The sequence below is a fragment of the Methanofollis ethanolicus genome (genome assembly GCF_001571385.1).
GTDB classification, from domain to species: domain Archaea; phylum Halobacteriota; class Methanomicrobia; order Methanomicrobiales; family Methanofollaceae; genus Methanofollis; species Methanofollis ethanolicus.
In genome coordinates this window covers 1,253,788-1,278,850 of sequence record NZ_BCNW01000001.1, presented here as the reverse complement: position 1 = coordinate 1,278,850, position 25,063 = coordinate 1,253,788, and the positions used below count along the sequence as shown (strand labels likewise).

Sequence of the window (25,063 nt, the reverse complement as noted above, 5' to 3'; positions counted from 1 at the left end):
GGGCCTCCGGGCGACCGATCTCAACAAGATATATGGGCGTAATTCCTAAACATATAAGGTTAGATCACCATGACGAAGATCGTGCTCTCCCTGGGAGGTTCGATACTGGTGCCCTCCCTCGAATCTCATACTATCTCCCGGTACGTCGAGGTATTGAAGAAAATGGCCTCCCGCAGTCAGGTGTTTGTCGTGGTCGGCGGCGGAGGCGAAGCCCGGCGCTATATCAGGGTCACGCGCACCCTCGGCATCAACGAGGCTGCATCGGACGAGATCGGGATCATGATCACCCGGATCAATGCCTCTCTCCTGATGTATGCTCTCGGTGACGCCGCATACCCCGCGGTTGCCACCTCCTATCAGGAGGCCAGAGTCTTTGCCGAGTCTGGCAAGATCGTGGTCATGGGTGGCGTTACCCCCGGTCAGACAACCGATGCGGTCTCTGCCGTGCTTGCCGAGACGGTGAGTGCCGACGTGGTCATCAACGGCACGTCCGTCGACGGCATCTACAGTGCCGACCCGAAGAAGGACGCCCACGCACGCCGGTACGACCGGATGACCCCGCAGGAACTCCTCGAGATCATCTCGGCAGCCCGCCTGGACGCCGGGTCGAACACGGTCATCGATATCGTGGCCGCCAAGATCATCGAGCGCTGCGGGATCCCCCTTGTCGTCATCGACGGCAGGAGGCCGGAAAACCTTTCCGAAGCGGTCTGCGAGGGCACCTTTACGGGTACCGTCGTCAGCGACACCGCATGCACCCTGTTTCCCTTCTAATCCCCCACCACCATAATTATTTTAGGAAAGACGCCGATAGTATTTCCTGCATCCGGGGTAGTAGGGTAGCCTGGTCCATCCTAGAGCGTTTGGGACGCTTTGACGGCAGTTCGAATCTGCCCTACCCCACTTTTATGGACCGATCACGTGCTTGTTTGATATATCATGCCCTCCGCGGGCGCTATCCTCCGACAATCGAGAACGGGATCAGTTACGGCGATCCCTTTGAAGTGCTTGTCCTGACAATCCTCTCGGCCCAGACCACCGACCGCTCGGTCGAGGCGGTGCGCCCCCTCCTCCTCGCCCGGTATCCGACGCCCGCCGCCCTTGCCGCCGCGGACGAGGCGGAGGTCGCCGCCATCGTGAGGCCGACCGGTTTTTACCGGGTGAAGGCACGCCACATCATCGGCGCCGCCCGGCAGATCACCGACACCTTCGGGGGCGAGGTGCCGGCGACCCTCGACGGCCTCCTCTCCCTCCCCGGCGTCGGGAAAAAGACGGCGAACATCGTCCTCTCCAATGCCTTCGGCATTGACAAGGGGATCGCGGTGGATACCCATGTGCGCCGGATCTCCCGTCTTCTCGGCCTCACCGACGAGAGCGACCCGGAAAAAATTGAAAAAGACCTGACCGCGCTCTTCCCGCAGGAAGTCTGGGGCGAGGTCAATGCCCTGTTTGTCCAGCACGGGCGTGCGGTCTGCATTGCGGGCAGGCCGCGCTGCGACGTCTGTCCGCTCGTCCCCTGGTGCCGGTTCTTCAAAAATGAGGGTCAGGGGAAGAAGATATCGACAACGACATAACATCCCCAGGCGACCGCCGCAGAGGCCGGGACGGTCATGACCCAGGCGGCCACGATGTCTCGCACAATCCCCCACTTCACGGCCGAGTAACCCTTCGTCGCCCCGACGCCCATGATCGCCCCGCTCATTGCATGGGTTGTGGAGACCGGGACACCGAAGGCGGTGACGAGGGAGAGGACCGCCCCTCCCGCAGTCGATGCGCAGAAACCCTGGTACGGGCGCATCCGCGTGATCTTGTTTGCCATCATGTCCACAACCCGCCACCCGCCAAGGAGGGTGCCGAGGGAGATCGCGGTGCAGGAGATGAGGATGACCCAGAGGGGGACGGCGAACTCGGTGAGGATACCCCCGGCAACGAGCATCGCCGTGATGATGCCCATCGCGTTCTGGGCGTCGTTGCTTCCGTGACCTATCGACTGGAAGGCCGCGGCCACGATCTGGAGCTTCTTAAAGCCATGGTTGAGGATGAGCGGGTTTGAATGAGCGAGGCGCCTGATGATGACGACGCCGAAGGCATAGGCGACCATGAACCCGAGCATCGGGGAGACAACCATGAAGACAACGACGCTGACGATCCCGGAGATGGGGAGGAGGCCTGTGGCCACCAGAATCGGGATCAGGATGGTGATGCCGGAGAGGGCGCCGATAGCCAGGTACCGGTTCCATGCCTCGCCGGTGGCGAGGGCAAGATAAACTGCGGCCGCCATACCGCCGATCGCCCCGATCACGACCATGACGACCAGTTCGACGAAGAGCATCTCCGATGGCCAGAGGATCGACTCGATCCCTGCCCGCGCCGTTGCGGCGCCGAGGATGCCGCCGATCAGGGCGTGACTGCTCGATACCGGGATCCCGAAATATGAACACCCGAAGACCCAGAGCACCGCTCCGATCAGGGCCATGAGGATCAGATGAGGAGTGAAAACGGCGGGATCGACGATGCCCCGCCCGATCGTCTGTGCGATCGCGGTCGTGAAGAGGAGCGGACCAACAAGATTGAAAAATGACGCAAGGAGCACGGCCTTGAAGGGGGAGAGCACCTTGGTCGCCACGACCGTGGCTATGGAGTTTGCGGCATCATTGAGGCCGTTGACGAAGTTGAACATCAGGGCCAGCATGATGCCGAGAATTATGACGACTTCCATGATCACTCTTCAGGAATGTCTGATTGCGATGTCTGAGAGTACGTTCGCCACGTCCTCGCACTTGTCGGTGGCGACCTCAAGGTTCTCGTAGATATCCTTGAGTTTGATGATCGTGATGGCGTCGTTGGTGGCGAAGAGGTCCTTGATCGCGTTCCCGAGCACGACGTCGGCAAGGTTCTCAAGCCGGTTGATCTCGATGCAGTGCTTCTCGACGGTGCGGGGGTCGTCCATCTTCCGGATCAGCCGTACCGCCGTCTGGACCTCCTGTGTTGAGAGGAGAATGAGCCGCGCCAGTTCTTTCATGACATCGTCGGCCTCGGTGACGCCGTAACCGTACATCTGCTGCGTCGTCCCGTCGATGTAGTCGAGGATGTCGTCGAGGGCGGTGGCGAGCCGCGAGATCTCCTCGGGTTCCAGGGGGGTGATGAAGGTGAGGTTGAGTTGCTCGTAGACCTGGTGCGCAATCTCGTCGCCTTTGTGTTCGATCTGCTTCATCTTGTGGCACTGGTTCTGCACGTCGACGTAGTTGTTGACGAGCGCGTTGAGGAGCAGCGCCCCATCATTGACTGTATCTGCCAGTTTCTCGAACAGGTCGAAAAATGCCTTGTCCTGTGGCACAATCCATTCCTTTAGACCCACAATACACCCATCTTCTATCAGTTGCCTTCTGGCAAAAAACCATCCTTCTGTAGGGGGATGTCGGCGGTGCAAGACGCGGGGTATGTTCCTGGCTTTCCCGGGTTTATCATGCGGTAAAACACGAATCATTACCATCCGGGCCGGTGCCGCAGGGCGCCTCAGCCGCGGCGGGGGTACGCGGTGCCACGCAGTATGCGCTGGCACTGGAATTTTTCCGTCATAAACCCGTTTTAGGCCTGAAGTCCCGATATTCTCAGCGATCGGGAGAAAAAATGTCATGAACAGTATTCTTGAGGTAGCACGACCCCTCCGGGGTGACATCTCCCTGACCGTGTGACCGAAAATGGCCTTGAAAACCTGAGTGCCTACGGCCTCCTCGCGACCATCGGGGAGCAGGAGATGGAGGGCCAGATCGGGCTCAGGACTGTGGCGTACATCGGCGACATGCGTGAAGAGGGATGTGGACTGGAGGAACCTTGTGTAAACTGGAGATATCTCTTCAACCAGTTGTCTTTAAGAGACTATTGCCCAACAGCGTTCTCTATAGAACCGACGTCCTCTGGAAAGAGTTCCTTTCCTTTTTCCGTGTATTGGATCACACCCAGTTGTCTGAGGAAATCCAGATCGCTATCGACTTCCCATCCCTCTGCAAGTTTGCCGTTCGCGATCCGCCAGATGAACACCATCTGCATTGTTACCCTGTTGCCGGTAGGAGGCAATGTGACGCCGAACAGATTCCATTTGCCCGTATGGGTCCCGGTAACTCTCACACAGACCCATACCCTGTCCCCTTCGGCAATCATATCTTCGATCTTCTCATACCAGTCAGGGAAACCTTCGAAGGCGAGTTGAAAAAGTTGTCTGAAACTTTCCAGACCTCGCTGCTGATGAGTGTGGTCGATATAATCCAGTGCCACCAGATCCTCGAACAGATCCAGATTTCGCGTATTATAGGCATCGATAAACCTTCGGACAAGCGCCTTATTCTCTTCCGACGACATGGAACATTGCCTCTCCTTGAATATTTATTTCCTATTTAAAAGGTGCCGTCTTTTCGAGCGTCTATTTTTTCCGTCCGCCGGCCATGCTCCTTCGCTCTCTCACCTTTTCGAACTTGAGATCTGCCTCAAAAACCCGCATCCGGCGACGCCTGCACATCGCCGTCTCCCCGGAAGTCCACGACCACTTGAAAAACCGCGTCGGCAATATCAGCAGATTCCTCGATGCATTAACACGAGAGACTATTCCAGATTCGATCTGCAATAGTTATTTTCACAAAAACAGAGATGGACCGAGCGGGAATTGAACCCGCGGCCTCTTCCATGCCAAGGAAGCGATCTTCCCCTGATCTATCGGCCCAGTGCTACCTCATATTGTTGAACGTGATCCCATAATAAAGATTGGGCCAGGCTACTCCCCTAACCCTCCCTCATACAGTCCTGGAGGCGGGAGAGCACGCGGTCCCGCGCATCATCCCTGTCCGGTGCCCACCCCCTCCCGACCATACCTTCAATTGCGCACAATGAAAAACTCTACCTATGCCGATTTCCGGCCCTTTTCGAGGGCACCCTGCGGTTGATGAAGAGGAACCCGTCCATGAGACCGGTGCAGGAGGCGAGGTCTACAGAAGGCTGAACCGGAAGTGCATGGTCTCGATGTACATCGGGCATGCCATCTCATACGCCGTACTCCTGGCGGGTTATCTCCTCCTGACGACCTTTTCGCAGGAATTCCTGGGCTCGTACTACGGTCTAGTTCAATACGCCGCTCTGGCGGTCCTGGCGATCGCCCTGGTCTATAGCGCGGCGGCCCCGCCGGTCTACTACGCCCGGTACAGGTACCAGATCACCGAGGACAGAGTGGATGTCCGCTGCGGAGTCCTCGTGATACGGCACATCCTGGTGCCGATCGAACGGGTGCACCAGGTGGAAGTCTCCCGCGGCCCGATCAACACCATGCTCGGTCTTGCGGATGTCACCATCACCACCGCAGGCGGGGATGCGACCATCGAATACCTGGAGATCGAGGAGGCGGAGAAGGTCGCAGACCTGCTCAACAAACTGATCGGTCGCATGCTCCTGGACAGGATCAAAACGGCCCCAGCCGCTACCGCCACCGCCGGGCCTGCGGATGAGTGAGTGGAGAGCAGATCTGGAGGAAAATAGAGTGGAGAATCAAAACGGGCTACACCCGACCGCAACAGACGCGGAATCATCCTCTATCGACCAGACCGCCAACGGTCGGCAGTGCGAAAAGGACTTCCCCGACGCGGATGAGGAACGCGCCGTCCCACAGGCACCTCCGTGTTCAGAGGAAAGGAGCATGGCCGGCGAAAAATTCAGGTGTCACCCCAGCATTATCGTGGAAAATTCGGCCAGGACGTTCTTCTCAATAGTGATCTTGCTGATTTTCCTCGGTGCATGGATCGACAGCACCGCCGTCCGGGGTATACTCGCGCTCTCTCCTATCGCCCTCCTGCTCTTCTACTCCAGGCAGTGGAAGAGGACGACCATCCAGTTTAATGAGACAGATGTCGTGGTCGAGAGGGACACCCTCTTTCAGATGAAAAAGACCCTCCCCTACACAAAGATGGCATCGGTCAACGTGAACCGGGACATCGCAAACAGGGTGTTTGGGACATCGAAGGTGCTGATCAACATCAACTCCGGGGCCAGCGCCACGACCCCGGAAGCAGTCCTGACGTTCAGGCAGGACGTGGCTGAGAGGCTGAGGTCCGAGATGTCGCAGCGCCTCTACGACCATGCGATCTCCCCGGACGAGGAGGAGACGATCGAGTCCCTGGCAACGTTCACTCCGCTGGACGTAATTATACATGGACTCTTCAGCGTCTCGACCTACCAGACCATACTGGGCTCGATGTTCCTGGCCTACTCGGTCTTTGAACTCTACCTCTCCATGGTAACTGAGGTCGAGTTGGGTGCGGGGGCGATGGTCTCTCTCGTGATGTTCATCACAGTCCAGATCATGCCATCGGTCTCGCTGATGTTCCGGTACTACAACTACAAGGTCTACCGCCGGGGCGACACGGTCTATCTCCAGCATGGTCTGATCAGGACCTACAGGACCTCTTTCAGTGTCTCACGGATCAACGCCGTCCGCGTCAAGAGCACGCTCGCCGCCAGGATTCTGGGGCGGTCGTGTATCGAAGCCGAGGTGGTGGGACTGGCCTCGGAGAGTGACGACAGTTCGCGCCCTGTCCTCTGCCTGCTCAAAGACGATGCGACCCAGCAGAGGGTCTTCCGGGAACTGGTGCCGGAGTTCGTCTATGAACGCGATCCAGAGAGACAGCCGGAAGGCGCAAAGAGTGTGCTCCAGATACGGGCGGTCGTCGCGGCCCTGGTGCTGGCGGCGGTGATGTGCATCCCATCACTCTACGTCTCCCGCGAGGCCGCCGCCCTCTCCGGGATCACCGGCATCCCGGGCGTGGTCGTGCAGTGCATGCTGCCCCTGGGTACGGCGCTGGCAGTCCTTGCGACACTCTATGCCGCGCACGTCTCCTTCAGGGTCACGGAGTTTGACGCCGGTGAAAACCTCTTCACGTTCGTGAACGGCGCCGTCGACCGCGAGACCGCGGTCATGAACTACGATAAGGTGCAGATGGTCTGGATCGCAAAGGGCCCGATCGCCAGAGTGTTCGGTGTCTCCCGGGGGAGCGTGTATATGCTCTCTTCTACCGGGAGTTCGAGCATCACTTCAGGGTATTTTCCCGAGGGCCACCTCAACAGGCTAAACGAGATCGTGATGGACCGTATCGCCAGCGGAAGGTATGATTACCGGCTGAACAGTGTCTGACCTGACCGTAAGCCTCCTCCCCCCAATGAGTGCCTGCGGGCGGAAATCCGTGTCCGGACATGGGGGAAGAGGACTCTTTTTCTTTTTTACCCGAATTACCGAAACATTACCGCGCAAGGGCGCGTGAAACGGATAAATGTCCGGACCCAGAAATGCATTCCAACGATGAATCCCACAATGGTGTTCTTTTTAAAAGCGAGTGGACCGAGCGGGAATTGAACCCGCGGCCTCTTCCATGCCAAGGAAGCGATCTTCCCCTGATCTATCGGCCCGATGCTACCCTACGATATTGAATGCCATCAGATAAATGGATTTGGGCCGGGGCCCCCGCTGCTCATGCGGATTGTGCCCTCTCAGCAAGATCTGCGAGGACGCGCGCCCGGGCCTTCGCCATGTCTGTGTGCCCGACCGCTTGCCCGTGCCGCATGACCGGTTTGAGGAGCGGTACCGCCCCTTCGGGTGCGTGCGCACCCGTCGGCAGGATCACCCTGGCGCCGCCGGGGAGGAGGTAGACCTGCTTGACCCCGCTCCACTTCCCGCGTTTCGCGCAACTCTTCCCCTCGATCTCGACAATGTCCAGGGAGAAGTCGATCACCGGCGCATTGGCGATCGCCCCGCCGACGCCGAAGGCGTCCACCAGGTCGCGGTAGGCGCGGATGTCCTCCCGGGTGACCCCACCGGAGAGGAAGATGCCGACGTCCTCGTGGCCGTGACTGTCGAGTTCCCAGCGCACCTCTTCGAGGATCGCACGCATGTTCCCCCGGCGCGACCGCGGCGTGTCCAGGCGGACCGCCCCGGTAAACCCGAGTTCTGCCGCCTTCAGGCACTCCTCCTTCTCGTCGCCGAAGGTGTCGCAGAGCATCAGGCGCGGCACATCCAGGGCCGAGTGACGGTCGAAGGCGGTCCATGCCTCTTCGGGCGTGGCATGGCACATCACGAAGGCGTGCGGCATTGTCCCGACGATCGGCATCCCCTCCGGCGCCGTGGTGTTCGAGACGCCGTCGACACCGCCTATCCAGGCCGAGCGCTCGATCATCTGTGCGATCGCCGGGTGCTGCCGGCGCGACCCGAAGGAATAGACCTTACAGTCACCCGCCGCTTCCTTGACATGGGCGGCGGCGGTGGCGATCCCCGAGGCGTGACAGAGGAAGCCGAGGAGGGCCGTCTCGTACCGCCCGAAGTCGCGGTACCGCCCGGTGATCCGCATCACCGGTTCGCGCGGGAGAAACACACTCCCCTCAGGCATGGCTTCGACGTCCACCGGCACCCCTTCGAGGAGGGCGACGGCATCGTCAAGGCCGCAGAAGACCCCCCGGTCGTACGGCATCCCGACGGTTGTGACCTCCATCGTCACCAGCGGATTCTTCCCCTCCTTTGCAAGAACCTCCTCGCACCTGGCGAAGTAGATGTCCGTGCACTCCCCCCGGGCAATCGTGTCGTCATCGACGATATGGAATCTGCTCATCTCTATCCCGGCATCAGCGTATGGCAGGACAAGGGTAAAAAGATGGGTTTTACTCCTCAGGGATCCCTCTATACATGATGGCAGGCATGCACACAGGGCGGAGGGGACAGTGATGCTCGGGATCATCGGCGGCACCAGTCTTCTCTACTGCAACCTCCCGAGACTCGAAAAAAGGACTGTCTGGACACCATATGGCCCGGCAGAGGTGATGGCAGGGGATATCGCCATCATGCTCCGCCACCAGGGGGGGAGGCCGCCGCACCGGATCAACTACCGGGCAGAGGCCGCGGCTCTTGCACTCTCCGGCGTGGACAGGATCGTCTCTTTCGGCTCGGTCGGTTCCCTGAAGGCGGAGATCCCGCCCGGGACAGTGGTTATTCCGACAGACTACCTCAGCCTCACCGATATCCCGTCCTTCCATGATCATGCCATCGAGCATGTGATGCCTGCCCTCGACGAGGGCCTTGTCCGGAAACTTTCGGAGGCCATTCCCACGGCACAGGTCGGCGGAGTGTACGCCCAGACGCGGGGGCCGCGGATCGAGACAGTGGCGGAGGTGCGCGGCCTTGCAAAGGTCGCCGACGTCGTCGGCATGACGGTCGCAAGCGAGGCGACCCTGGCACGAGAACTCGGCATCCCGGTCGCCGCTGTCTGCACCGTGGACAACTATGCGAATGGATTATCTGACGAGGTGCTGACCTACGAACACATCCTCGCCACCTCGAAGAAATACGCGCACAGGACCGAGGATCTGGTCGAATCGATTGTGCGGGTTTGTGGAAGTGACTGATTATGACTGGTACTGAGAGAAGCGTGCTCATCAGGGATGTTGAGCTGAACGGAACGCGGGTGAATATCAGGGTCGAAAACGGGCGTTTCGCCGCGATCGGGGAGAAGGCCGGCGGTGATGCCGACAGGATCGTCGACGGCGGCGGTGCGGTCGCCCTGCCAGGGCTGTACAACACCCACACTCATGCGGCGATGACCCTGCTGCGCGGCTATGCCGACGACATGCCCCTCCAGCAGTGGCTGTCCGAGAAGATCTGGCCCCTTGAGGCGCACCTGACAGCTGATGACGTGTACTGGGGAACGAAGCTCGCCTGCCTGGAGATGATCCGGTCGGGGACTGTCGGCTTCAATGACATGTACTTCTTCATGGAGGAAGCGGCCCGCGCCGTGGACGAGATGGGCATGAAGGCCCAGCTTTCATATGGGTTCATCGACCTCTTCGACGAGGAGAAGAGAGAGAAGGAGATCCACGCGACGGAGAAACTCATCGACCGGATCAAGGGGATGAACAACCTGCGGATCAGGGCGGCCGTCGGCCCTCATTCGGTGTACACTGTCTCCGAGGAGGGACTGCACTGGTGCGCTGAGTTCTCCCGGCAGCAGAACGTCGGTCTCCACGTCCACCTTGCCGAGACCGAGCAGGAGGTGCATGACTGTGTCGAGAAGACCGGCATGCGCCCGGCGGCCTTGCTAGACCGGTGCGGCTGCCTGACACCCCGCACGGTCGCGGCCCACTGCTGCTGGCTCGACTCCGACGACTGTACCCTTCTTGGCGACCGCGGCGTCTTCGCCTCCCACAACCCGACGAGCAACATGAAGCTTGCCGTCCACCGTGCTATGCCGTACGAGTGGCTGAAGGCACGGGGCGCCGGGGTCTGCCTGGGCACAGACGGCTGCGCCTCGAACAACAACCTCGACATGTTCGAGGAGATGAAATTCGCCGCCCTGCTCCAGAAGTTCTACTGGAACTCGCAGACCCTCCTCCCGGCATCCGAGGCCTTCCAGATGGCGACGGCAAACGGCGCCGCGGCCATGGGCTTCGAAGGCGGCGTCATCGCCGAGGGCGCGCCGGCAGACCTCATCCTCCTCGACCGTCGTGCGGTTTCCAACACTCCCCTGTACAACCCTGTCTCGAATGCGGTCTATGCCTGCTCCGGCGCCGCGGTGACGACGGTGCTCTGCAACGGCCGGGTGCTCATGGAGGACCACCGCATCCCCGGCGAGGCCGAGATCATCAATGGTGCGCAGAAGGCGGCAGAAGGGCTGATCGCCCGGAAGCAGGCCGAAGAATAATCTTTTTTTCGGGGGGGGTGGGGGCTGAAGGCCTGTTTCGATCTCCACTGCTGGGGATATATTGCCGGGCAGGATGCCGACCCCCACCGTCCCCACAATCTAAACAGAGGAATCCTCGAAAGCCAGACGGCTTTTTCATGCTCCCTTCGGTCGCACCTCGAAAAACTTCTGTCGTTCCCTGCGCTCATGATTGGTCCTGAGAAGAGTGAACAGAATATTCTGAGGAGGAAAATAACCATCACGCCCCTATCCCGAGCGGGGAACGAGCGTCAGTGAGTTCGAGAAACCGTAGGTTTCGCTGTAGTCCCCCGGCTCGGGATACCGATCAACTGCCTTCCCCGTACAGGTCGCCGAGGGACTGCTCAAAGACTTCGTCTCAGTGCACATCAAGGATGTGCCTGAACGAGAAAATTTTCGATTTTCGGCTCTGGAGAATCGGGCATGGGTCTCGGGGGATTCAAGCATACGCGATGAAAATTGTTTTTGTGGTCTGCTGGTCAACATGCCTTCCCCCACGCTCGCGCCGGGGGACTTTTGCCCCCGGACCCCCGCAGTGCAATAGGGCCGGGAAGGCAGAATGCGGACCTCCCATCTCTGAAAGGGGATGCTCGATGAGAGTCAGAGTTCCGTGCAAACCCGGAGAGACGTTCTTCGGGATCATTTTCATGGTAAACCCTTGTGGGAAAGTACTTCCTGACGTGATAGGGGAAAAAATTCTGTTCAGACGTGCCTGGTCCAGGGGGGCTGCCGCTCGAAAAACTACGTTTTTCTCGACTCCCGTCGGTCGCCCTCCCATACCCCCTGCCATTAAGATGGGGGCGGGATGGCCTCCTCCTCCAGGACTCCGACCCTTTCTTCCCGGGACCAATCCTCGCGCGGGGGTCCGGGGGCAAAAGTCCCCCGGCGAACGGGAAGGCAGAGGATCGGCACGCACTATCAACCGATGGAGGAGGATTTCTACAAAGCCCGATTTTCCGTTTTCTCATGCTCATTTCGTTCGCACCTCGAAAGCCAGACGGCTTTCTCGTTGCCCCCGGACCCCCGAAATCAAGATAGGACCGGGAAGAGAGAAGAGAAGACTGCGGGGGAAATTGCCATCTCTCCAATCCTAAAGCGGGGTCGGGGAGCGGAGCAGTCCCCGGTGGTTGTGGGGGGATGGCGGATGTATGAGCCGTGTCCAGCACCCTATGTCCATATCCCATGCCGGGTAAATCCTCTCACTCTTACTCCCCGAAGACGATCCCGCGCAGCATCCCTTGCGTCTCCTCGGGCGTGCCGGTCGTGTTGACGACATAGACCCGCGCCGCCCCCAGCAGCGCTGCAAAGAACCGTCTCCGGAGATTTTCCTTGAAGGGCGTCCTGACAAGGAGGTGGGGGTTGTAGTAGCCCGCAGCCGCGAGCACGTCAAGGGCGGTGCCGGGACTGCAGGCCGTGACCGTCTGCGCCTCTCCGGGATCGCGGTGGAGGAGGACGACCGTCCTGATCGTGGTCATCGGGAGGATGCGCCCCTTCCCAACGACAGACCGCAGGTCCACAACGGCGCGGCCCTCAGTGTCGAAATCGGCGCGGGCGACGAGGTCGGTATATTCCGGCCAGATGGTGGCGAGATCTGCCCTGATGTAGAAGTTCTTCTCAGAACCATAGGCAAAAACCTCGTCCCCGAAGATGCGGGCGAATGACCAGTCGTCGGCGACCACCCGCACCCGCGGGTCGCGGAGGAGACCGTACGTCTGGGTGGTCTTGCCCGCGCCTGACGCCCCCAGAATGCAGCACCCCCGACCGTCAGCGTCGATGCAGGCCCCGTGGATGGAAGCGATCCCGTGTCCGTCCTCCAGGGTGTCGCCTGCCACAGAGAGGGCGAGGGACTTCACCCAGCCATAGTAGGTGACATTGAGGAGGAACGCCGTCCTTGTCGCCGGGTCATAGAAGACCGTGTCTTTCGAGGCCGCCGGATCGCGGAGGACATAAAGGCGACCGTGAGAGCGGATCGACTGGGAGATGAAGAAGAAATTCTCCTCCCAGCGCTCCTTGACACTGCGGTCGCCGGTGAGAAGTTTGATACAGCAGCCGTAGATATCGGACTTGATCTCGTACCTGACCTGTGCGGCGTACCGTGCCGCCAGGTCGTCCTTCTCCTCGATGGAGATCAGCCTGAGGGTGTAGGGCATGCATTCGGGTGGTGCGGCATCAGGTTAAAGGTTCTCTTCCCTTTTTTGCACGGGAAAATAGGTGGTTTAGAGGGACAGGGCGGCCCTGTCGCTATTCAGGCTGCGAGCAGTGCCCTTTTTTTGATGATATTTTGTTCTTTCACCGCCTCGACGATGTACGTGCACGCCTCAAAGGCCGCGTCTCTCTCCGGTGCGCCCGCGGCCACCAGGAGGATCACGTCACCGACAGTGACCTCGCCGATCCTATGCACGACATCTGCACAACTCAGCCCGAAACGCCTGACCGCCTCTTCCCGGATCGATTCCAGGCTCTTCGTCGCCTGCTCGATATCCGCCTCGATCGAAAGCCCGGTGGCGCCCTCCTCGGCCCGCACCCGGCCGACATAGGTGACGACCGAGCCTGCCAGAGCAGCGCTCGATGCCCTCATCGGTGCACTGGTGTCGATCTCGCTGCGTGTGATCCCGACCATACTACTCTCCTCCATCCCCCTGTGGGACATCTGCCCCAGGGAGTCAGGAGTCATTACCGGAAGCAGTACATAAAAATGATCTCCTTGACGCCTGCCAGGCCGTCTGAAAAAAAGGGATGCCGATCTCTCAGGCGGTCTGGATCTTCGAGGCCCCTTCGAGGCCGAGTTCGGGGATCGCCATCTCGCGCATCTTGAACTTCTGGATCTTTCCCGTGACCGACATCGGGAAACTGTCCACGAACTTGTAGTACCGCGGGATCTTGAAGCGGGCGATCTGGCCGGTGCAGAACTCGACGATCTCCTCCTTCGTGAGGGCCTGCCCGTTCTTCGGCTTTACCCAGGCCATCAGTTCCTCGCCGTACTTCTCGTCGGGCACGCCAATCACATATGCGTCGGCAATCTTTGGGTGGTGGTGGAGGAACTCCTCGATCTCCCGTGGGTAGATGTTCTCGCCGCCCCGGATCACCATCTCCTTCAGGCGCCCGGACATCTTCACGTACCCCTCCTCGTCCATCACGCCGAGGTCGCCGGTGTGGAGCCAGCCGTTCTGGTCCAGGGTTGCGCGGGTGGCCGAGGGATTGTTGTAGTAGCACTTCATCGCCATATAACCGCGGGCGCATATTTCGCCGATCTCGCCGTAGGGGACGATCCTCTTTGTGTTCGGGTCGATGATCTTGATCTCGGTGTGCGGGAATGGCCTGCCGACAGTCGTGACCCTGCGCTCCAGGGGGTCGTTCACCGTCGTCATGGTGATGCCGGGCGAGAGTTCGGTCTGCCCGTAGACGATGACGATATCCCGCATATTCATGAGACTGTTGACCTGCTTCATCACCTCGATCGGGCAGGGGGAACCGGCCATGATCCCGGTGCGAAGGGTGGAATAATCGTATTTTCTAAAGTCCGGGTGGGAAAGTTCGGCGATGAACATCGTCGGCACGCCGTGGACGGCGGTGCACCGCTCGTTCTGGATCGTCTTCAGGACAGCCTCGGCATTGAAGACCGGGGCCGGGATGACCATCGTCGTGCCGTGGGTGACCGAGGCCATGTTCGAGAGGACCATGCCGAAGCAGTGGTAGAAGGGCACGGGGATGCAGAGGCGGTCCTTCTCGGTGAACTTCATCCCCTCGCCGATGATGTAGCCATTGTTCATGACGCCGTGGTGGGTGAGGACGACGCCCTTCGGGAAACCGGTCGTCCCGCTCGTGTACTGGATGTTGATGGCGTCGTCGAAGTTGAGGGTCTCCTCGCGTTCCTCCAGTTCGTCGGGGCTGATCGCCTCCCCCTTCTGGAGCACCTCGTCCCAGGAGAACATGCCGTTGTACGGGATGTCGCCCATGAAGATGATGTTTCGGAGGAAGGGGAACTTCTCCGAGGAAACTCTGCCGGGCCGCGCCTCGATCGCCTCGGGGCAGGCCTCGTAGACCATGCCGACATAGTCGGAGGTCTTGAAACGCCCCTGCACAATGAGGGTCGAGACCTCGGCCTGTTTCAGCGCGTATTCGAGTTCGAAGACACGGTAGTCGGGGTTGATGTTCACCAGGATGGCGCCGATCTTTGCAGTCGCGAACTGGGTCATCGTCCACTCCGCGTAGTTCATCGCCCAGATCGCAACCCTGTCCCCGCGCCCGACGCCGAGCGCCATAAGACCACGTGCAAGAGAGTTTACCTGAAGAAGGAACTCCCTGTATGTCCAGCGGATGTTCTGGTGCACCGATACCAGGGCTTCGTTGTCCGGGTACTGGGTAGCAATCCGGTTCAGCATGGCGCCGATGGTCTCCCCCATCAGCGACATCGCCGAGTGTCCGCATGCATAACTGCCCGTAGCCATAATTTTCCCAGTACATGAGGAAGGGAGACAATATATGATTAGTGCTCCCGAACGCAATTTTTAAATGAGGGGAATGCCGAATATATACGATGCCAGTGTGGGGTCGTGGCCTAGTCCGGAATGGCGACGGGCTCCAGCGGTCTTTGCGTGTGATGAACAATGGGTCTACTGATGATGATGATGACCCGTTGGAGCACTGATGCAACATTCGTGCTCCCCGCGCATGTCGGAGAGACCCGTCGATCGTGAGTTCAAATCTCACCGACCCCACGTTTTCTGATCCTGTTCAATGGTTCTATTCGTATTCTCTGCGATTCTTACGTGATACTGTCGTTTCCAAATGCCTGTACATCTTCTATGACAGGAGCCGTGTCGTCCGAAGAGAACGTGGGGTTCTGGTTGACCACTGAGATCGAGGCGCACATGAGCACGGCGCCGTATTTTCATGACCTGGCCCGGCACCTGCAGTGCTGGAAGGACAGCGCGCAGATCTGGCAGGACAATCCGCAGGGCGCACCGGCCGGGAAAGGCGCCCCGGGGGCTGCGGGTGGTCGGCGTGCAGTCAGGGATGATCCTGACAGAAGCCACCTTTGCCGTCTCCGGGATCCCGGGTTTGAGGCCCCTTCATCTTTCGCCCTGGCCCTCCGTTCCCCTGGCGCCCGTCACTTTATGTATGAGTCCACCCTATCTTTATGCAGCATATTGAAGGGATTGTCCATGTATCTTATAGGTGAAGCTCTTGTAGGAACCGGCGCGGAACTCGCGCACATCGACCTTGTCATGGGGGACAAGCAGGGTCCGGTCGGGATGGCCTTTGCGAACAGCATTTCTCAGCTTTCCGCAGGCCACACCCCGCTCCTTGCGGTCATCCGCCCGAACCTTCTCACCAAGCCCGTCACCCTCATCATCCCGAAGGTGACCCTGAAGACGGGCGAACAGGTGAAAGAGATCTTCGGTCCGGCCCAGGCCGCCGTCGCGAAGGCTGTCGCCGACTCTGTTGAGGAGGGTGTCTTCGAGGGTATCGACCTCGATGAGACTGTCATCCTTGCGTCGGTCTTCATTGCGCCCGAGGCAAAGGACTACAACAAGATCTACCGCTCCAACTACGGCGCAACCAAGCTTGCGATCCGCCGCGCTCTCCAGAAGTTCCCTGACACCGAGACCCTTCTCTTCGAGAAGGACCGGGCCGCCCACGCGGTTATGGGCTTCAAGGTGCAGCGCCTCTGGAACCCGCCGTACCTCCAGGTCGCTATGGACCTCGTGGACATGAAGAGGGTCGAAGCCGTGCTCACTGCCGTCCCTGAAAACGACCATGTGGTCTTCGAGGCAGGCACGCCTCTGATCAAGCAGTTCGGCCTCAATGTTCTCGGCGAGATCAGGAAGATCCGCCCGACTGCGTTCATCATCGCCGACCTCAAGACTCTCGACACCGGCAACCTCGAAGCACGGATGGCCTCGGACGCCGGTGCCGACGCCGTCGTCATCTCCGGTCTCGCACCGAACGCCACCATCGAGAAGGCGATCGAGGAGACGAAGAAGACCGGTATCTACTCGGTCATCGACATGCTCAATGTCAAGGACCCGGTCGCCCTCATCGCCTCCCTGAAGGTCAAGCCCGACATCGTGGAACTCCACCGCGCTATCGACACCGAGGGGCAGGAATACTCCTGGGGCAACATCCCGGAGATCAAGAAGGCAGCGGGCGGCAAGCTCCTTGTCGCAACCGCCGGCGGGGTCAGGGCGGAAGTCGTGCCGAAGGCGATTGCATCGGGCGCAGACATCCTTGTCGTCGGCCGTGCAATCACCGCAAGCAAGGACATCCGCCGCGCTACCGAGGAGGTCCTCAGCAGGATGAACTCCGAGGAGATCGACCAGTTCCGCGTGATGACCGATTTCTAAATCTTTTTTTTTGGGCGCTGTGAATTTTCTTCCCCGACGTGTCACTCCCTGTCGGTGAAATTTTCGATCTCTCGCTCACGTTACGTGCACCTCCGCATTGAGATGGCCTTGTCCATCCTGAACGGGGTTGTGAGACGCCGAACGATCGCCTTCTCCGGGAACACTATTTCTACAAAGTTTATTTCCCTCATTTCACGATCTCTCTACCTGGAGAAAGGATGACGGGATATGATTTTGATGGCCGCAAATATCTGAAAGCCTCGAAGCCTCAGAAAGAATGGGGAACAAAACTGATCGAATCCATCGACTTCAGAGATGATGATGTCGTCCTCGACCTGGGATGCGGCGATGGTTTCCTGACGCGAATGATCAAAGAGCGCATCGGGCAGGGGCGAGTGATAGGCATCGATGCATCCGACGGCATGATCGCAAAAGCCCGCGAGTATGAAACGCCAGGTCTTGAATTCAAACTTCAGGATATCGATGATCTCGACTATAGGGAGACTTTTTCGGTCATCATATCCAACGCCGCGTTACACTGGGTGAAGGATCATGATAAACTGTTGAAAAACTGCTATGCCGCCCTCAAAGAAGGTGGAATACTCAGATTTAATTTTGCAGGGGATGGGAACTGTTCTCATTTCATCACCGTCGTCAGGGAGGCGATGCGGCAGGATGAATTCTGTCATTATTTCAGGAATTTCGAGTGGCCCTGGTATATGCCGGGTACGAAGGAGTATGAGCGTATCGGTTCTGCCGCGTTATATTCTGAGTTCAGGGTCTGGGACGAAAACGCAGACCGATATTTCCGCGATGAAGATGAGATGATACGCTGGATCGATCAGCCGTCACTGGTGCCTTTTTTGCAGTACATCCCTGATGCCGATGTCAGGGAAGATTTCAGGGCAGAGATGATCGGAAGGATGATCGAACGGACAGAGGGCGAAGACGGCAGGTGTTTTGAGACGTTCAGACGGATCAATGTTTTTGCACGGAAATAATCGAACCTCAGGTCTTTGATGTGCCCGGATTGCGTCCTTCGAGTCGTCCTCCGGCGACCACCACGATAGAGAAAAAAAATACGCAGGGGTCTTCCCAACCTGCGTCCGTTTCTTTCATTTTCCCTTCAGTATCCTCTCTCCTCCCCCACCTCGACGCTTCCGCCCGGTTCGAGAATGACAACCTTCATATCGGTCGTCCGCTCGATTGCCGCCTTGAAGCCGGTGAGGTCCTGCTCGATCGCAGGGAAGGAGTTGTAGTGCATCGGGATGACCGTCGGCGCACCGACAAACTCCGCGGCCATCATCGCTTCCTGTGGCCCCATTGTGTACCGTCCCCCAACAGGGAGGAGGGCGACGTCGGGGCGGTAGAGGTCGTGAACGAGTTTCATGTCAGAGAAGAGGCCGGTGTCCCCCGCGTGGTAGACATTGACACCGTCCATCCTGACAACGAAACCCGCGGCCACTCCACCGTAATAGCCGCCGCCCGCTTCCTCCAGCCAGGAGGAGTGCAGCGCCGGGGTCATCGTGAAAGAGACGCCCTCCACCTCGATCGTGCCGCCGATGTTCATCGGTTCTGCGGGCACGCCCCGGTCCCGCAGGTACTTCGCGATCTCGTTCATTGCCACGGTCGGTTTTCCGAAGCGCACGGCTTCGCCGAGGTGATCGGCATGTCCGTGGGTTACTGCCACGATGTCAGGTACGGCCCTGATAGGGCCGGACGGCACGAACGGATCGATCAGTACGCTCCTGCTGCCCTCAAGGAGGAAGCAGGCATGACCAGGCCATGTGATCTTCATGCACTCCCGTCTGTACCGGGAATAAAAAAAGGGGGTGGTCGGGTGGTCGCGAGATTCGTTCAGGTCACGTCGATCAGTTCGGCTTCTGTCGCATCGATCGCTTCAGAAAGGCCGTCATTGACGAGGCCGCGGGTCATCTGCTCGGTGAGGTCGCGGTCTTCGAGGACGTCCTTGATCCGCTCCAAGAAGGGGTCGAGCGTTGCGTCCTCTTCCATGGCGATCACGTGCCGGTATTCCCTGAGGGACGAGGAACTGATCCCGAGAAGTGCCGAGATCTCGTTCATCGTCTTCTCCGATGCGACCAGCTCGGAGAGGTACTTCCGGTCGAAAGGCATGTCGAAGTCCGAGTCCCTGAAGAGCTTCAGCCTCACGCGTGCCCGCGCCACAGTCTTTGCAAGTTTCTCATTGCCGAGTTCACGCGCGATTTCGGTGTCGTTTCTCTCTTCATTGAAGGAGATGACCAGAGTCGCAAGCTGGCGGGGGGAGAGTTTGGTCTGGAAGAACCCCAGATCCAGAATCTCGCGCATGATCAGTGCGACCTCGCGACCAACCGCATCGCGGTCCCTGAGACTCCCATGGATCTTCTTCATCGGCTCGACTATCTCCGTCTTGCTGGTGATGTCCTGGAAGAGTGCAAGGAGTTCCTTTTTTCTCTTGTCTGCTGGCATGGCAATACCACACTAGGTCTGCATAACAATACGCCTCATGATATTTAATTATTATCAATTGAACATTTTTGGATCCCTGTAGATTTAGGGAGCTATGAGTCTTATTTTTTTTATCAGACTATCTAAACACCTTTCGTCAAAAAAAGTAAGGTTTATAATTACCTCATTATATCCGCCGATTTCCGGATTCTCGCGCAGGCAACCAGTTCCTGGAGGGGCCCTGTTCCCCTTAATAAGTAAGGAAACACGGCCAAAACTCTGAGGATACGTTCTTTCTCTCGCCCCATAAAGATAGTGCCGAAGAGCACACAGGCCCCATGCGGCGCTGTCTCTCTATGGGGATTGGCCTTTGCTCATCAGATGATATCGCAGAAAAGTGGCTTTTTAATCTCCCAGTTTAAATAGTATAGCGGGACTGATTGCAGTGAGTGATATCTACGATAAAGTCATAGAGCTGGCAAAACGCCGCGGTTTTGTCTGGCCCTCCGCAGAAGTCTATGGTGCGGTTGCAGGGTTCATCGATTACGGCCCCCTCGGTGCGATGATGAAACGCCGGATCGAGGCGATCTGGAGGCATTACTATGTCATCAGGGAGGGCTACTACGAGATCGAGTGCCCGACCGTCGGGACAGAATCTATATATGTTGCCTCCGGGCATGTGAAGGGCTTCGCCGACAAGATGTGCCAGTGCCCCCACTGCAACGAGTACTTCCGGGCCGACCACCTTGCCGAGGCTTGCGGCATCCACAACGCCGGTATTCTCTCGAAAGAGGATCTTGCGAAGGCTGTCGCTCCTGCCAGGTGCCCGGCCTGCGACGAAGTCTTCGGCAGCGTCGAGGTCTTCGACTTCAACCTGATGTTCCAGACGACGATCGGTCCGGGTTCGCAGAGGCGGGGATACCTGCGGCCTGAGACGGCGCAGGGCATGTTCACCGACTTCTCCCGTCTCTCCCGCTTTTACCGGATGAAACTCCCCTTCGGTGCGGTCCAGATCGGCAAGTCGTACAGGAACGAGATCTCTCCCAGGCAGGGCATGATCCGCCTGCGCGAGTTCACCCAGGCCGAGGCCGAGATCTTCGTCCACCCCGAGGAGAAGAGACACCCGAATTTCTCCCGCTATGCCGACTATACAGTCGATCTCTGGGGGATCGAGCAGCAGCAGAAAGATCTGCCCGCGATCACGAAGACGATGCGCGAGGCGGTGGACGAGGGGATCATCGCCAACGAGTATATCGCGTACTACCTGGCCCTCACCCACGAGCTCCTGGTCACCATCGGGATCGACCCCGCACGGATGCGTTTCAGGCAGCACCTGCCCGACGAGAGGGCGCACTATGCGATCGACTGCTGGGACGCCGAGGTTCTCTCCGACCGCTTTGGCTGGGTCGAGACAGTCGGCATCGCGGACAGGACAGACTACGACCTGCGCGCTCATTCGAAGGAGAGCGGCGACTCCATGACCGTCTTCGTCCCCTTCGCCGAGGCACGGAAGGAGAAGAGGTTGCGGATCGTCGCGGACATGGGCACTCTCGGGCCGAAGTACCGCGGTAAGGCGAAGAAGATCGCCGACGCCCTTGCAGAGGCCGCGCCCGGCCCTGACGGCGCCGATGTTGTCGTCGACGGTGAGACCTACCACATCCCCGGTGACCTCTACACTGTCAGCGAGGAGGAGGTCGAGGTCCGCGGCGTCGAGGTGCGGCCTCATGTCATCGAGCCCTCGTACGGTATCGACAGGATGATCTACGGCGTCCTCGAACACGCCTACGGCGAGGAGATGGTCGAGGGCGAGGAGAGGCGCGTGTTGCACTTCGCACCCTGTGTCGCCCCGGTCCAGGTTGCCGTCTTCCCACTCGTGAACAAGGACGGCCTCGACGCCACGGCGCGGGAGATCGCCCTCGACCTCCAGGACGGCGGCATCCTTGCCGACTACGATGACAACGGTGCCATTGGCAGGCGGTACCGCCGCCAGGATGAGATCGGGACTCCCTTTGCCGTCACCATCGACTACGAGACGAAGGAGAAGGGCACGGTCACCCTGCGCGACCGCGACTCCATGGAGCAGGTGCGCCTCCCGATCGCCGACGTTCATGCAACGCTCATGTCGCTCGTCTCCGGTCACACGCGGTTTGCAGACCTGAAACAGGCATGAACTACCTCACCCACCCCCTCATCAGGCCGGAAAGCCTGGAGGAGCGGCGTTATCAACTCGCCATCGCCCTGAAGGCGATGGACGCCCACACGATGGTGGTCCTCCCGACGGGTCTCGGGAAGACCGCCGTCGCCCTGATCGTGGCGGCGTCGCGGCTGTACCGCGAGGGGGGGAGGCTGCTCGTCCTCGCGCCGACAAAGCCCCTGGTCGAACAGCACCTCCGCTATTTCTCCGAGCGCCTCGCCCTGCCTGAGGGCGCCTGTGCGATCTTCACCGGCGCCACCGGCCCCGACGACCGGAAAATGGCGTGGGACGGTGCGCAGGCAATCTTTGCGACGCCGCAAGTGATCAAGAACGACCTGATCGCGGGGAGGTACTCGCTCGACGATGTCACTCTCCTCGTCGTGGACGAGTGCCACCGGGCGGTCGGGAACTATGCCTATGTCTTTCTTGCCCGGCGTTACCTATCGACGGCGGCAAAACCCCTCCTCCTTGCGATGACCGCAAGTCCGGGCGGCGACCACGGGAAGGTGGAGGAGGTGATGGAAAACCTCGGCGTCGTGCAGGTCGAGACGAGGACCGAGTCAGACGCCGACGTCCGCCCGTACGTCCACGAGCGGGAGATGGAGTACCTCTCGGTGGACCTGCCCGGCGAACTTGGCCTTGCCATCGCCGACCTGAACATCCTCCTCGATTCCCGCCTGGCCGCCCTGAACAGGGCCGAGTTCCACGCCCCTGTCCGGGACAAACTCTCCATGAAGGCTCTCAACCGTCTCAACGCCGAGATCCAGGGACGGATCGCACAGCGCGACCAGGCGGGTTTCATGGCGGCCTCGATCTATGCCGAATTGATGAAACTCCGCCACGCCGTCTCCCTTGCCGAGGCGCAGGGGAGTCGCGTCCTCACCGCGTACCTCGAAAAACTCGCGTCCGAGGGGAGGTCGGGGAGCGGGACAAAGGCAAGCATACGTCTTGCAGCCGACCCGGTCTTCCAGCGTCTCTGCGACCGGGCGGCGTCGTGGGACGGCGAACTCCACCCCAAGGTCGGGCTGGCCGTTTCTCTTGTCGCAGAACAGGCGCGGGAGCACCCGGAGAGCCGGACGATCCTCTTTGCAAGTTTCCGGGACACGGTCGGCCTCCTCGTCGGCGCCCTCGCCGACGCCGGCATTCATGCCGAGCGTTTTGTCGGGCAAGCGTCCCGTGACGCGGAGAAGGGGCTCTCCCAGAAGCAGCAGATCGATGTCCTGAAGAGGTTCAGGGAGGGGGAGTTCCCGGCGATCGTCTCGACGTCGGTCGGCGAGGAGGGTCTCGACGTCCCGTCGACCGACCTTGTCGTCTTCTACGAGGCGGTCCCGTCGGAGATCAGAAGTATCCAGAGGAAGGGGAGGACCGGCAGGAGCGGCGCCGGCAGGATCGTCGTCCTCACCACGAAGGGTACGTCGGACGAGGTCTACCGCTTCGTCTCCCAGCAGAGAGAGAAGGCGATGATCAAGGGTATCCGCAAACTCAGGGATTCCGGCGCGCCCGCTCCTGTCCAGATGAGCATCGGGGCATTTGCCGCGCCGCCCGCACCGGCACCGTCGGGACCGGCGATCACGGTGGACGACCGGGAGATGGCGTCCCGCGTCGCCGAGACTCTCTCAGACCTCGGGCTTCGGGTCACCCTGACGCGCCTGGAGGTCGGTGACTATGCCGTCGGCGACCGCATCCTTGTCGAGAGGAAGACGGTGCAGGACTTCGCGGACACTCTGGTCGAGCGTGACCTCCTCGGGCAGGTGCGGGAGCTGGCGGCCGCGGCGGTGAGGCCGGTGCTGATCGTCGAGGGCGAGGGCGACCTGTATGCGGCGCGGGACATCCATCCGAATGCGATCCGGGGTGCCCTTGCAGCGATCACGGTGGGGATGGGGGTCTCTGTCCTCTTCACGCGGTCGGCCGAGGAGACCGCGGAGATGCTCGCCGTGCTCGCAAAGCGCGAGGAAAGCGAAGGGGGCGGTGAGCGGAAGTTGCCGTCGGGAAAGACTTTTGCAACTGCAGTCGAGCAGCAGGAGAACGTGATCGCCGCCTTCCCCGAGGTCGGGCTGAAGAGTGCCCGGGCTCTCCTCGAACATTTCGGGTCTGTGCAAGCGGTCATCGACGCGGAAAAAGAGGACCTGATGAAGGTGAAGGGGATCGGAGAGAAGACTGCCGGGACGATCCTTGACCTCAGTCGCCGCCCTTATGGTTGACGGAGCATCCGGAGGGCCTCGGCACCGGCGAGCACGGCTTCCATAAGGGTGAGGCAGCGCCGCTCGTCCTGCTCGCCTTCGACGCGGGCGCAGAGGGAGGCGATCGCCCCTTCGATCCCGGCCTCGGCCGACCCTGCAGGCCGGGGTACGGCGGCGGTCGCGGGCGTTGCGACGGGCGCCGGGGCGCGCTCACCCTCCGCACCTCTCTCGGCACAGACAACGCAGAATGTCTTCCCCCTGTACTCGAAGAGAGGAGATCCGCATGTTTTGCACTCCTTTGCAAGCATTTTGCCTCCTTTCAGGAGGTATTCGGCCATGATGTCCTCGGGTTTTTTCTCTGCCATGTGGGTCACCGATTCCTCTGATAAATGAATGTATATAAGACTGGCAATGATATAGTATAAAGGGTGATTGAGTATGGCCACTCCACAAGAAACGATAAATGTCTGTATCCAGATGCTTCAGCATATTTCCGAAGATAACACAATCCCACGGAACATCCGCAGGGTTGCCGACGAAACAAAGACCCTTCTTATGAACGAGGAAAAGAGTATCGGGTTCAGGGCAGCAGAGGCCATCTCCACCATTGACGAGATCAGCAACGACCCGAACATGCCGGTTCACGCCCGCACCCGCATCTGGGAACTTGTCTCGCAGCTTGAGAGCATCCCTCTCGACTGAACTTTTTTTTCGTATATTATCTTTTTCAGGGGATGACCGTGCACAGGACGGTCCGCTCCCGGTGCTCCCTGACGTCGAGTTCGAGGAGGACGATCTGCTGCCAGGTGCCGAGGCGTAACGCCCCGTCCTGGACAGGGACGACGAGCGACGGGCCGACAAGGGACGCCCGCACGTGCGAGCGGCCGTTGCCGTCTCCCCAGCGTGCGTCGTGGGCATAGGCGATGCCGGAGGGGGCGACGCGTTCGAGGGCGTCTGCAAGGTCGCGGAGGACGCCGTCTTCGTATTCGATGGTGGTGAGGGCGGCGGTCGACCCGATGAGAAAGAGGGTGCAGGCGCCGGTCACGGTGCCGCTTGCGGCGACGCACCGTCGCACCGCGAGGGTGAGGTCGACGATCTCTCCTTCGCCATGGGTGGTGACGGTGATCTCTTCCTGGTAGACCATGCGGTGTCCTCGGCGGG

At 59.9% G+C, this 25,063-nt stretch carries 22 protein-coding genes and 4 tRNA genes; 13 read left to right on the top strand and 13 right to left on the bottom strand.

All coding sequences use genetic code 11. The annotated features are described in order from the left end of the window. Positions 1-69 precede the first annotated feature (69 nt). From pyrH to MEFOE_RS06300, 3 genes are all read left to right on the top strand, one after another. Positions 70-774, top strand: a complete 705-nt coding sequence (gene pyrH, locus MEFOE_RS06310) for a UMP kinase (protein ID WP_067049849.1) — start codon at positions 70-72, stop codon at positions 772-774. A 54-nt stretch (positions 775-828) separates the two neighbouring features. Continuing rightward, a tRNA-Pro gene (locus MEFOE_RS06305) sits at positions 829-903 on the top strand. Between the two features lie 26 nt (positions 904-929). Then, positions 930-1,574 carry an endonuclease III domain-containing protein gene (locus MEFOE_RS06300; protein WP_235809576.1) on the top strand — a complete coding sequence of 215 codons (645 nt, stop codon included), beginning with the start codon at positions 930-932 and terminating at the stop codon, positions 1,572-1,574. On the opposite strand, the gene MEFOE_RS06295 is transcribed toward MEFOE_RS06300, so the two are convergent. The 4 genes from MEFOE_RS06295 to MEFOE_RS06280 form a co-directional block, all read right to left on the bottom strand. After that, entirely contained in the window at positions 1,544-2,719 is a 1,176-nt protein-coding gene (locus MEFOE_RS06295; protein ID WP_067049843.1) for an inorganic phosphate transporter, read from the bottom strand. The two genes, MEFOE_RS06300 and MEFOE_RS06295, sit on opposite strands and share 31 nt — an antisense overlap. 9 nt (positions 2,720-2,728) lie before the next feature. Further along, positions 2,729-3,358, bottom strand: coding sequence for a DUF47 domain-containing protein (locus MEFOE_RS06290; protein WP_067049840.1), 630 nt, complete (start codon positions 3,356-3,358; stop codon positions 2,729-2,731). Positions 3,359-3,879: 521 nt separating this feature from the next. Then, complete coding sequence (locus MEFOE_RS06285; RefSeq protein WP_067049837.1) at positions 3,880-4,359, bottom strand: ester cyclase; 480 nt, start codon at positions 4,357-4,359, stop codon at positions 3,880-3,882. 286 nt (positions 4,360-4,645) lie between these two features. Then, positions 4,646-4,717, bottom strand: a tRNA-Ala gene (locus tag MEFOE_RS06280). A 179-nt stretch (positions 4,718-4,896) separates the two neighbouring features. Between MEFOE_RS06280 and MEFOE_RS06275 the strand changes: the two genes are divergently transcribed. Both MEFOE_RS06275 and MEFOE_RS06270 read left to right on the top strand, forming a co-directional pair. Continuing rightward, the gene (locus tag MEFOE_RS06275; protein WP_067049834.1) at positions 4,897-5,496 is read left to right on the top strand and encodes a PH domain-containing protein; all 600 of its coding nucleotides are present in this window, start codon (positions 4,897-4,899) and stop codon (positions 5,494-5,496) included. Between the two features lie 184 nt (positions 5,497-5,680). Further along, the gene (locus MEFOE_RS06270; protein WP_067049831.1) at positions 5,681-7,171 is read left to right on the top strand and encodes a PH domain-containing protein; all 1,491 of its coding nucleotides are present in this window, start codon (positions 5,681-5,683) and stop codon (positions 7,169-7,171) included. A gap of 200 nt (positions 7,172-7,371) precedes the next feature. Here the strand turns inward: MEFOE_RS06270 and MEFOE_RS06265 are convergent. Together MEFOE_RS06265 and MEFOE_RS06260 are read right to left on the bottom strand one after the other, a co-directional pair. After that, positions 7,372-7,443 (bottom strand) — tRNA-Ala (locus tag MEFOE_RS06265). 62 nt (positions 7,444-7,505) lie between these two features. Then, positions 7,506-8,636 carry a nicotinate phosphoribosyltransferase gene (locus tag MEFOE_RS06260; RefSeq protein WP_067049828.1) on the bottom strand — a complete coding sequence of 377 codons (1,131 nt, stop codon included), beginning with the start codon at positions 8,634-8,636 and terminating at the stop codon, positions 7,506-7,508. 112 nt (positions 8,637-8,748) lie between these two features. On the opposite strand from MEFOE_RS06260, the gene MEFOE_RS06255 reads away from it, so the two are divergent. Together MEFOE_RS06255 and MEFOE_RS06250 are read left to right on the top strand one after the other, a co-directional pair. Beyond that, positions 8,749-9,426 carry an MTAP family purine nucleoside phosphorylase gene (locus MEFOE_RS06255; RefSeq protein ID WP_067049825.1) on the top strand — a complete coding sequence of 226 codons (678 nt, stop codon included), beginning with the start codon at positions 8,749-8,751 and terminating at the stop codon, positions 9,424-9,426. A gap of 2 nt (positions 9,427-9,428) precedes the next feature. Then, a complete protein-coding gene (locus MEFOE_RS06250) occupies positions 9,429-10,718 on the top strand; it encodes an amidohydrolase family protein (RefSeq protein WP_067049822.1) in 1,290 nt (429 codons plus the stop codon). 1,223 nt (positions 10,719-11,941) lie between these two features. Here the strand turns inward: MEFOE_RS06250 and MEFOE_RS06245 are convergent. The 3 genes from MEFOE_RS06245 to MEFOE_RS06235 all read right to left on the bottom strand — a co-directional run bounded on the left by MEFOE_RS06245 (position 11,942) and on the right by MEFOE_RS06235 (position 15,184). After that, complete coding sequence (locus MEFOE_RS06245) at positions 11,942-12,886, bottom strand: aldolase (RefSeq protein WP_067049819.1); 945 nt, start codon at positions 12,884-12,886, stop codon at positions 11,942-11,944. A 95-nt stretch (positions 12,887-12,981) separates the two neighbouring features. Beyond that, entirely contained in the window at positions 12,982-13,356 is a 375-nt protein-coding gene (locus MEFOE_RS06240; protein WP_160329497.1) for a molybdenum cofactor biosynthesis protein MoaE, read from the bottom strand. 127 nt (positions 13,357-13,483) lie between these two features. Beyond that, positions 13,484-15,184 carry an AMP-binding protein gene (locus MEFOE_RS06235; RefSeq protein WP_067049812.1) on the bottom strand — a complete coding sequence of 567 codons (1,701 nt, stop codon included), beginning with the start codon at positions 15,182-15,184 and terminating at the stop codon, positions 13,484-13,486. Between the two features lie 99 nt (positions 15,185-15,283). Here MEFOE_RS06235 and MEFOE_RS13695 point away from each other — a divergent pair. The 3 genes from MEFOE_RS13695 (at position 15,284) to MEFOE_RS06225 (ending at position 18,084) form a co-directional block, all read left to right on the top strand. After that, positions 15,284-15,454: transfer RNA gene (locus MEFOE_RS13695), tRNA-Trp, on the top strand. A gap of 447 nt (positions 15,455-15,901) precedes the next feature. Beyond that, positions 15,902-17,083, top strand: coding sequence for a bifunctional 5,6,7,8-tetrahydromethanopterin hydro-lyase/3-hexulose-6-phosphate synthase (locus MEFOE_RS06230; protein ID WP_067049810.1), 1,182 nt, complete (start codon positions 15,902-15,904; stop codon positions 17,081-17,083). Positions 17,084-17,301: 218 nt separating this feature from the next. Beyond that, the gene (locus MEFOE_RS06225) at positions 17,302-18,084 is read left to right on the top strand and encodes a class I SAM-dependent methyltransferase (RefSeq protein WP_067049807.1); all 783 of its coding nucleotides are present in this window, start codon (positions 17,302-17,304) and stop codon (positions 18,082-18,084) included. A gap of 125 nt (positions 18,085-18,209) precedes the next feature. Here the strand turns inward: MEFOE_RS06225 and MEFOE_RS06220 are convergent, their stop codons facing one another. Together MEFOE_RS06220 and MEFOE_RS06215 are read right to left on the bottom strand one after the other, a co-directional pair. After that, positions 18,210-18,881 carry a metal-dependent hydrolase gene (locus MEFOE_RS06220; RefSeq protein ID WP_067049805.1) on the bottom strand — a complete coding sequence of 224 codons (672 nt, stop codon included), beginning with the start codon at positions 18,879-18,881 and terminating at the stop codon, positions 18,210-18,212. 59 nt (positions 18,882-18,940) lie between these two features. Continuing rightward, entirely contained in the window at positions 18,941-19,549 is a 609-nt protein-coding gene (locus MEFOE_RS06215; protein ID WP_067049803.1) for a response regulator receiver protein, read from the bottom strand. A 424-nt stretch (positions 19,550-19,973) separates the two neighbouring features. Between MEFOE_RS06215 and glyS the strand changes: the two genes are divergently transcribed. Further along, entirely contained in the window at positions 19,974-21,698 is a 1,725-nt protein-coding gene (gene glyS, locus MEFOE_RS06210; RefSeq protein ID WP_067049800.1) for a glycine--tRNA ligase, read from the top strand. Further along, on the top strand, positions 21,695-23,923 hold the full coding sequence (locus MEFOE_RS06205) for a DEAD/DEAH box helicase (RefSeq protein ID WP_067049798.1): 2,229 nt from the start codon (positions 21,695-21,697) through the stop codon (positions 23,921-23,923). The genes glyS and MEFOE_RS06205 overlap by 4 nt, the downstream gene beginning before the upstream one ends. Here the strand turns inward: MEFOE_RS06205 and MEFOE_RS06200 are convergent. Next, on the bottom strand, positions 23,914-24,267 hold the full coding sequence (locus tag MEFOE_RS06200) for an Sjogren's syndrome/scleroderma autoantigen 1 family protein (RefSeq protein ID WP_067049795.1): 354 nt from the start codon (positions 24,265-24,267) through the stop codon (positions 23,914-23,916). The two genes, MEFOE_RS06205 and MEFOE_RS06200, sit on opposite strands and share 10 nt — an antisense overlap. A gap of 73 nt (positions 24,268-24,340) precedes the next feature. On the opposite strand from MEFOE_RS06200, the gene MEFOE_RS06195 reads away from it, so the two are divergent. After that, on the top strand, positions 24,341-24,604 hold the full coding sequence (locus MEFOE_RS06195; RefSeq protein ID WP_067049792.1) for a UPF0147 family protein: 264 nt from the start codon (positions 24,341-24,343) through the stop codon (positions 24,602-24,604). Positions 24,605-24,629: 25 nt separating this feature from the next. On the opposite strand, the gene MEFOE_RS06190 is transcribed toward MEFOE_RS06195, so the two are convergent. Beyond that, entirely contained in the window at positions 24,630-25,046 is a 417-nt protein-coding gene (locus tag MEFOE_RS06190; RefSeq protein ID WP_067049789.1) for a secondary thiamine-phosphate synthase enzyme YjbQ, read from the bottom strand. Positions 25,047-25,063 lie beyond the last annotated feature (17 nt).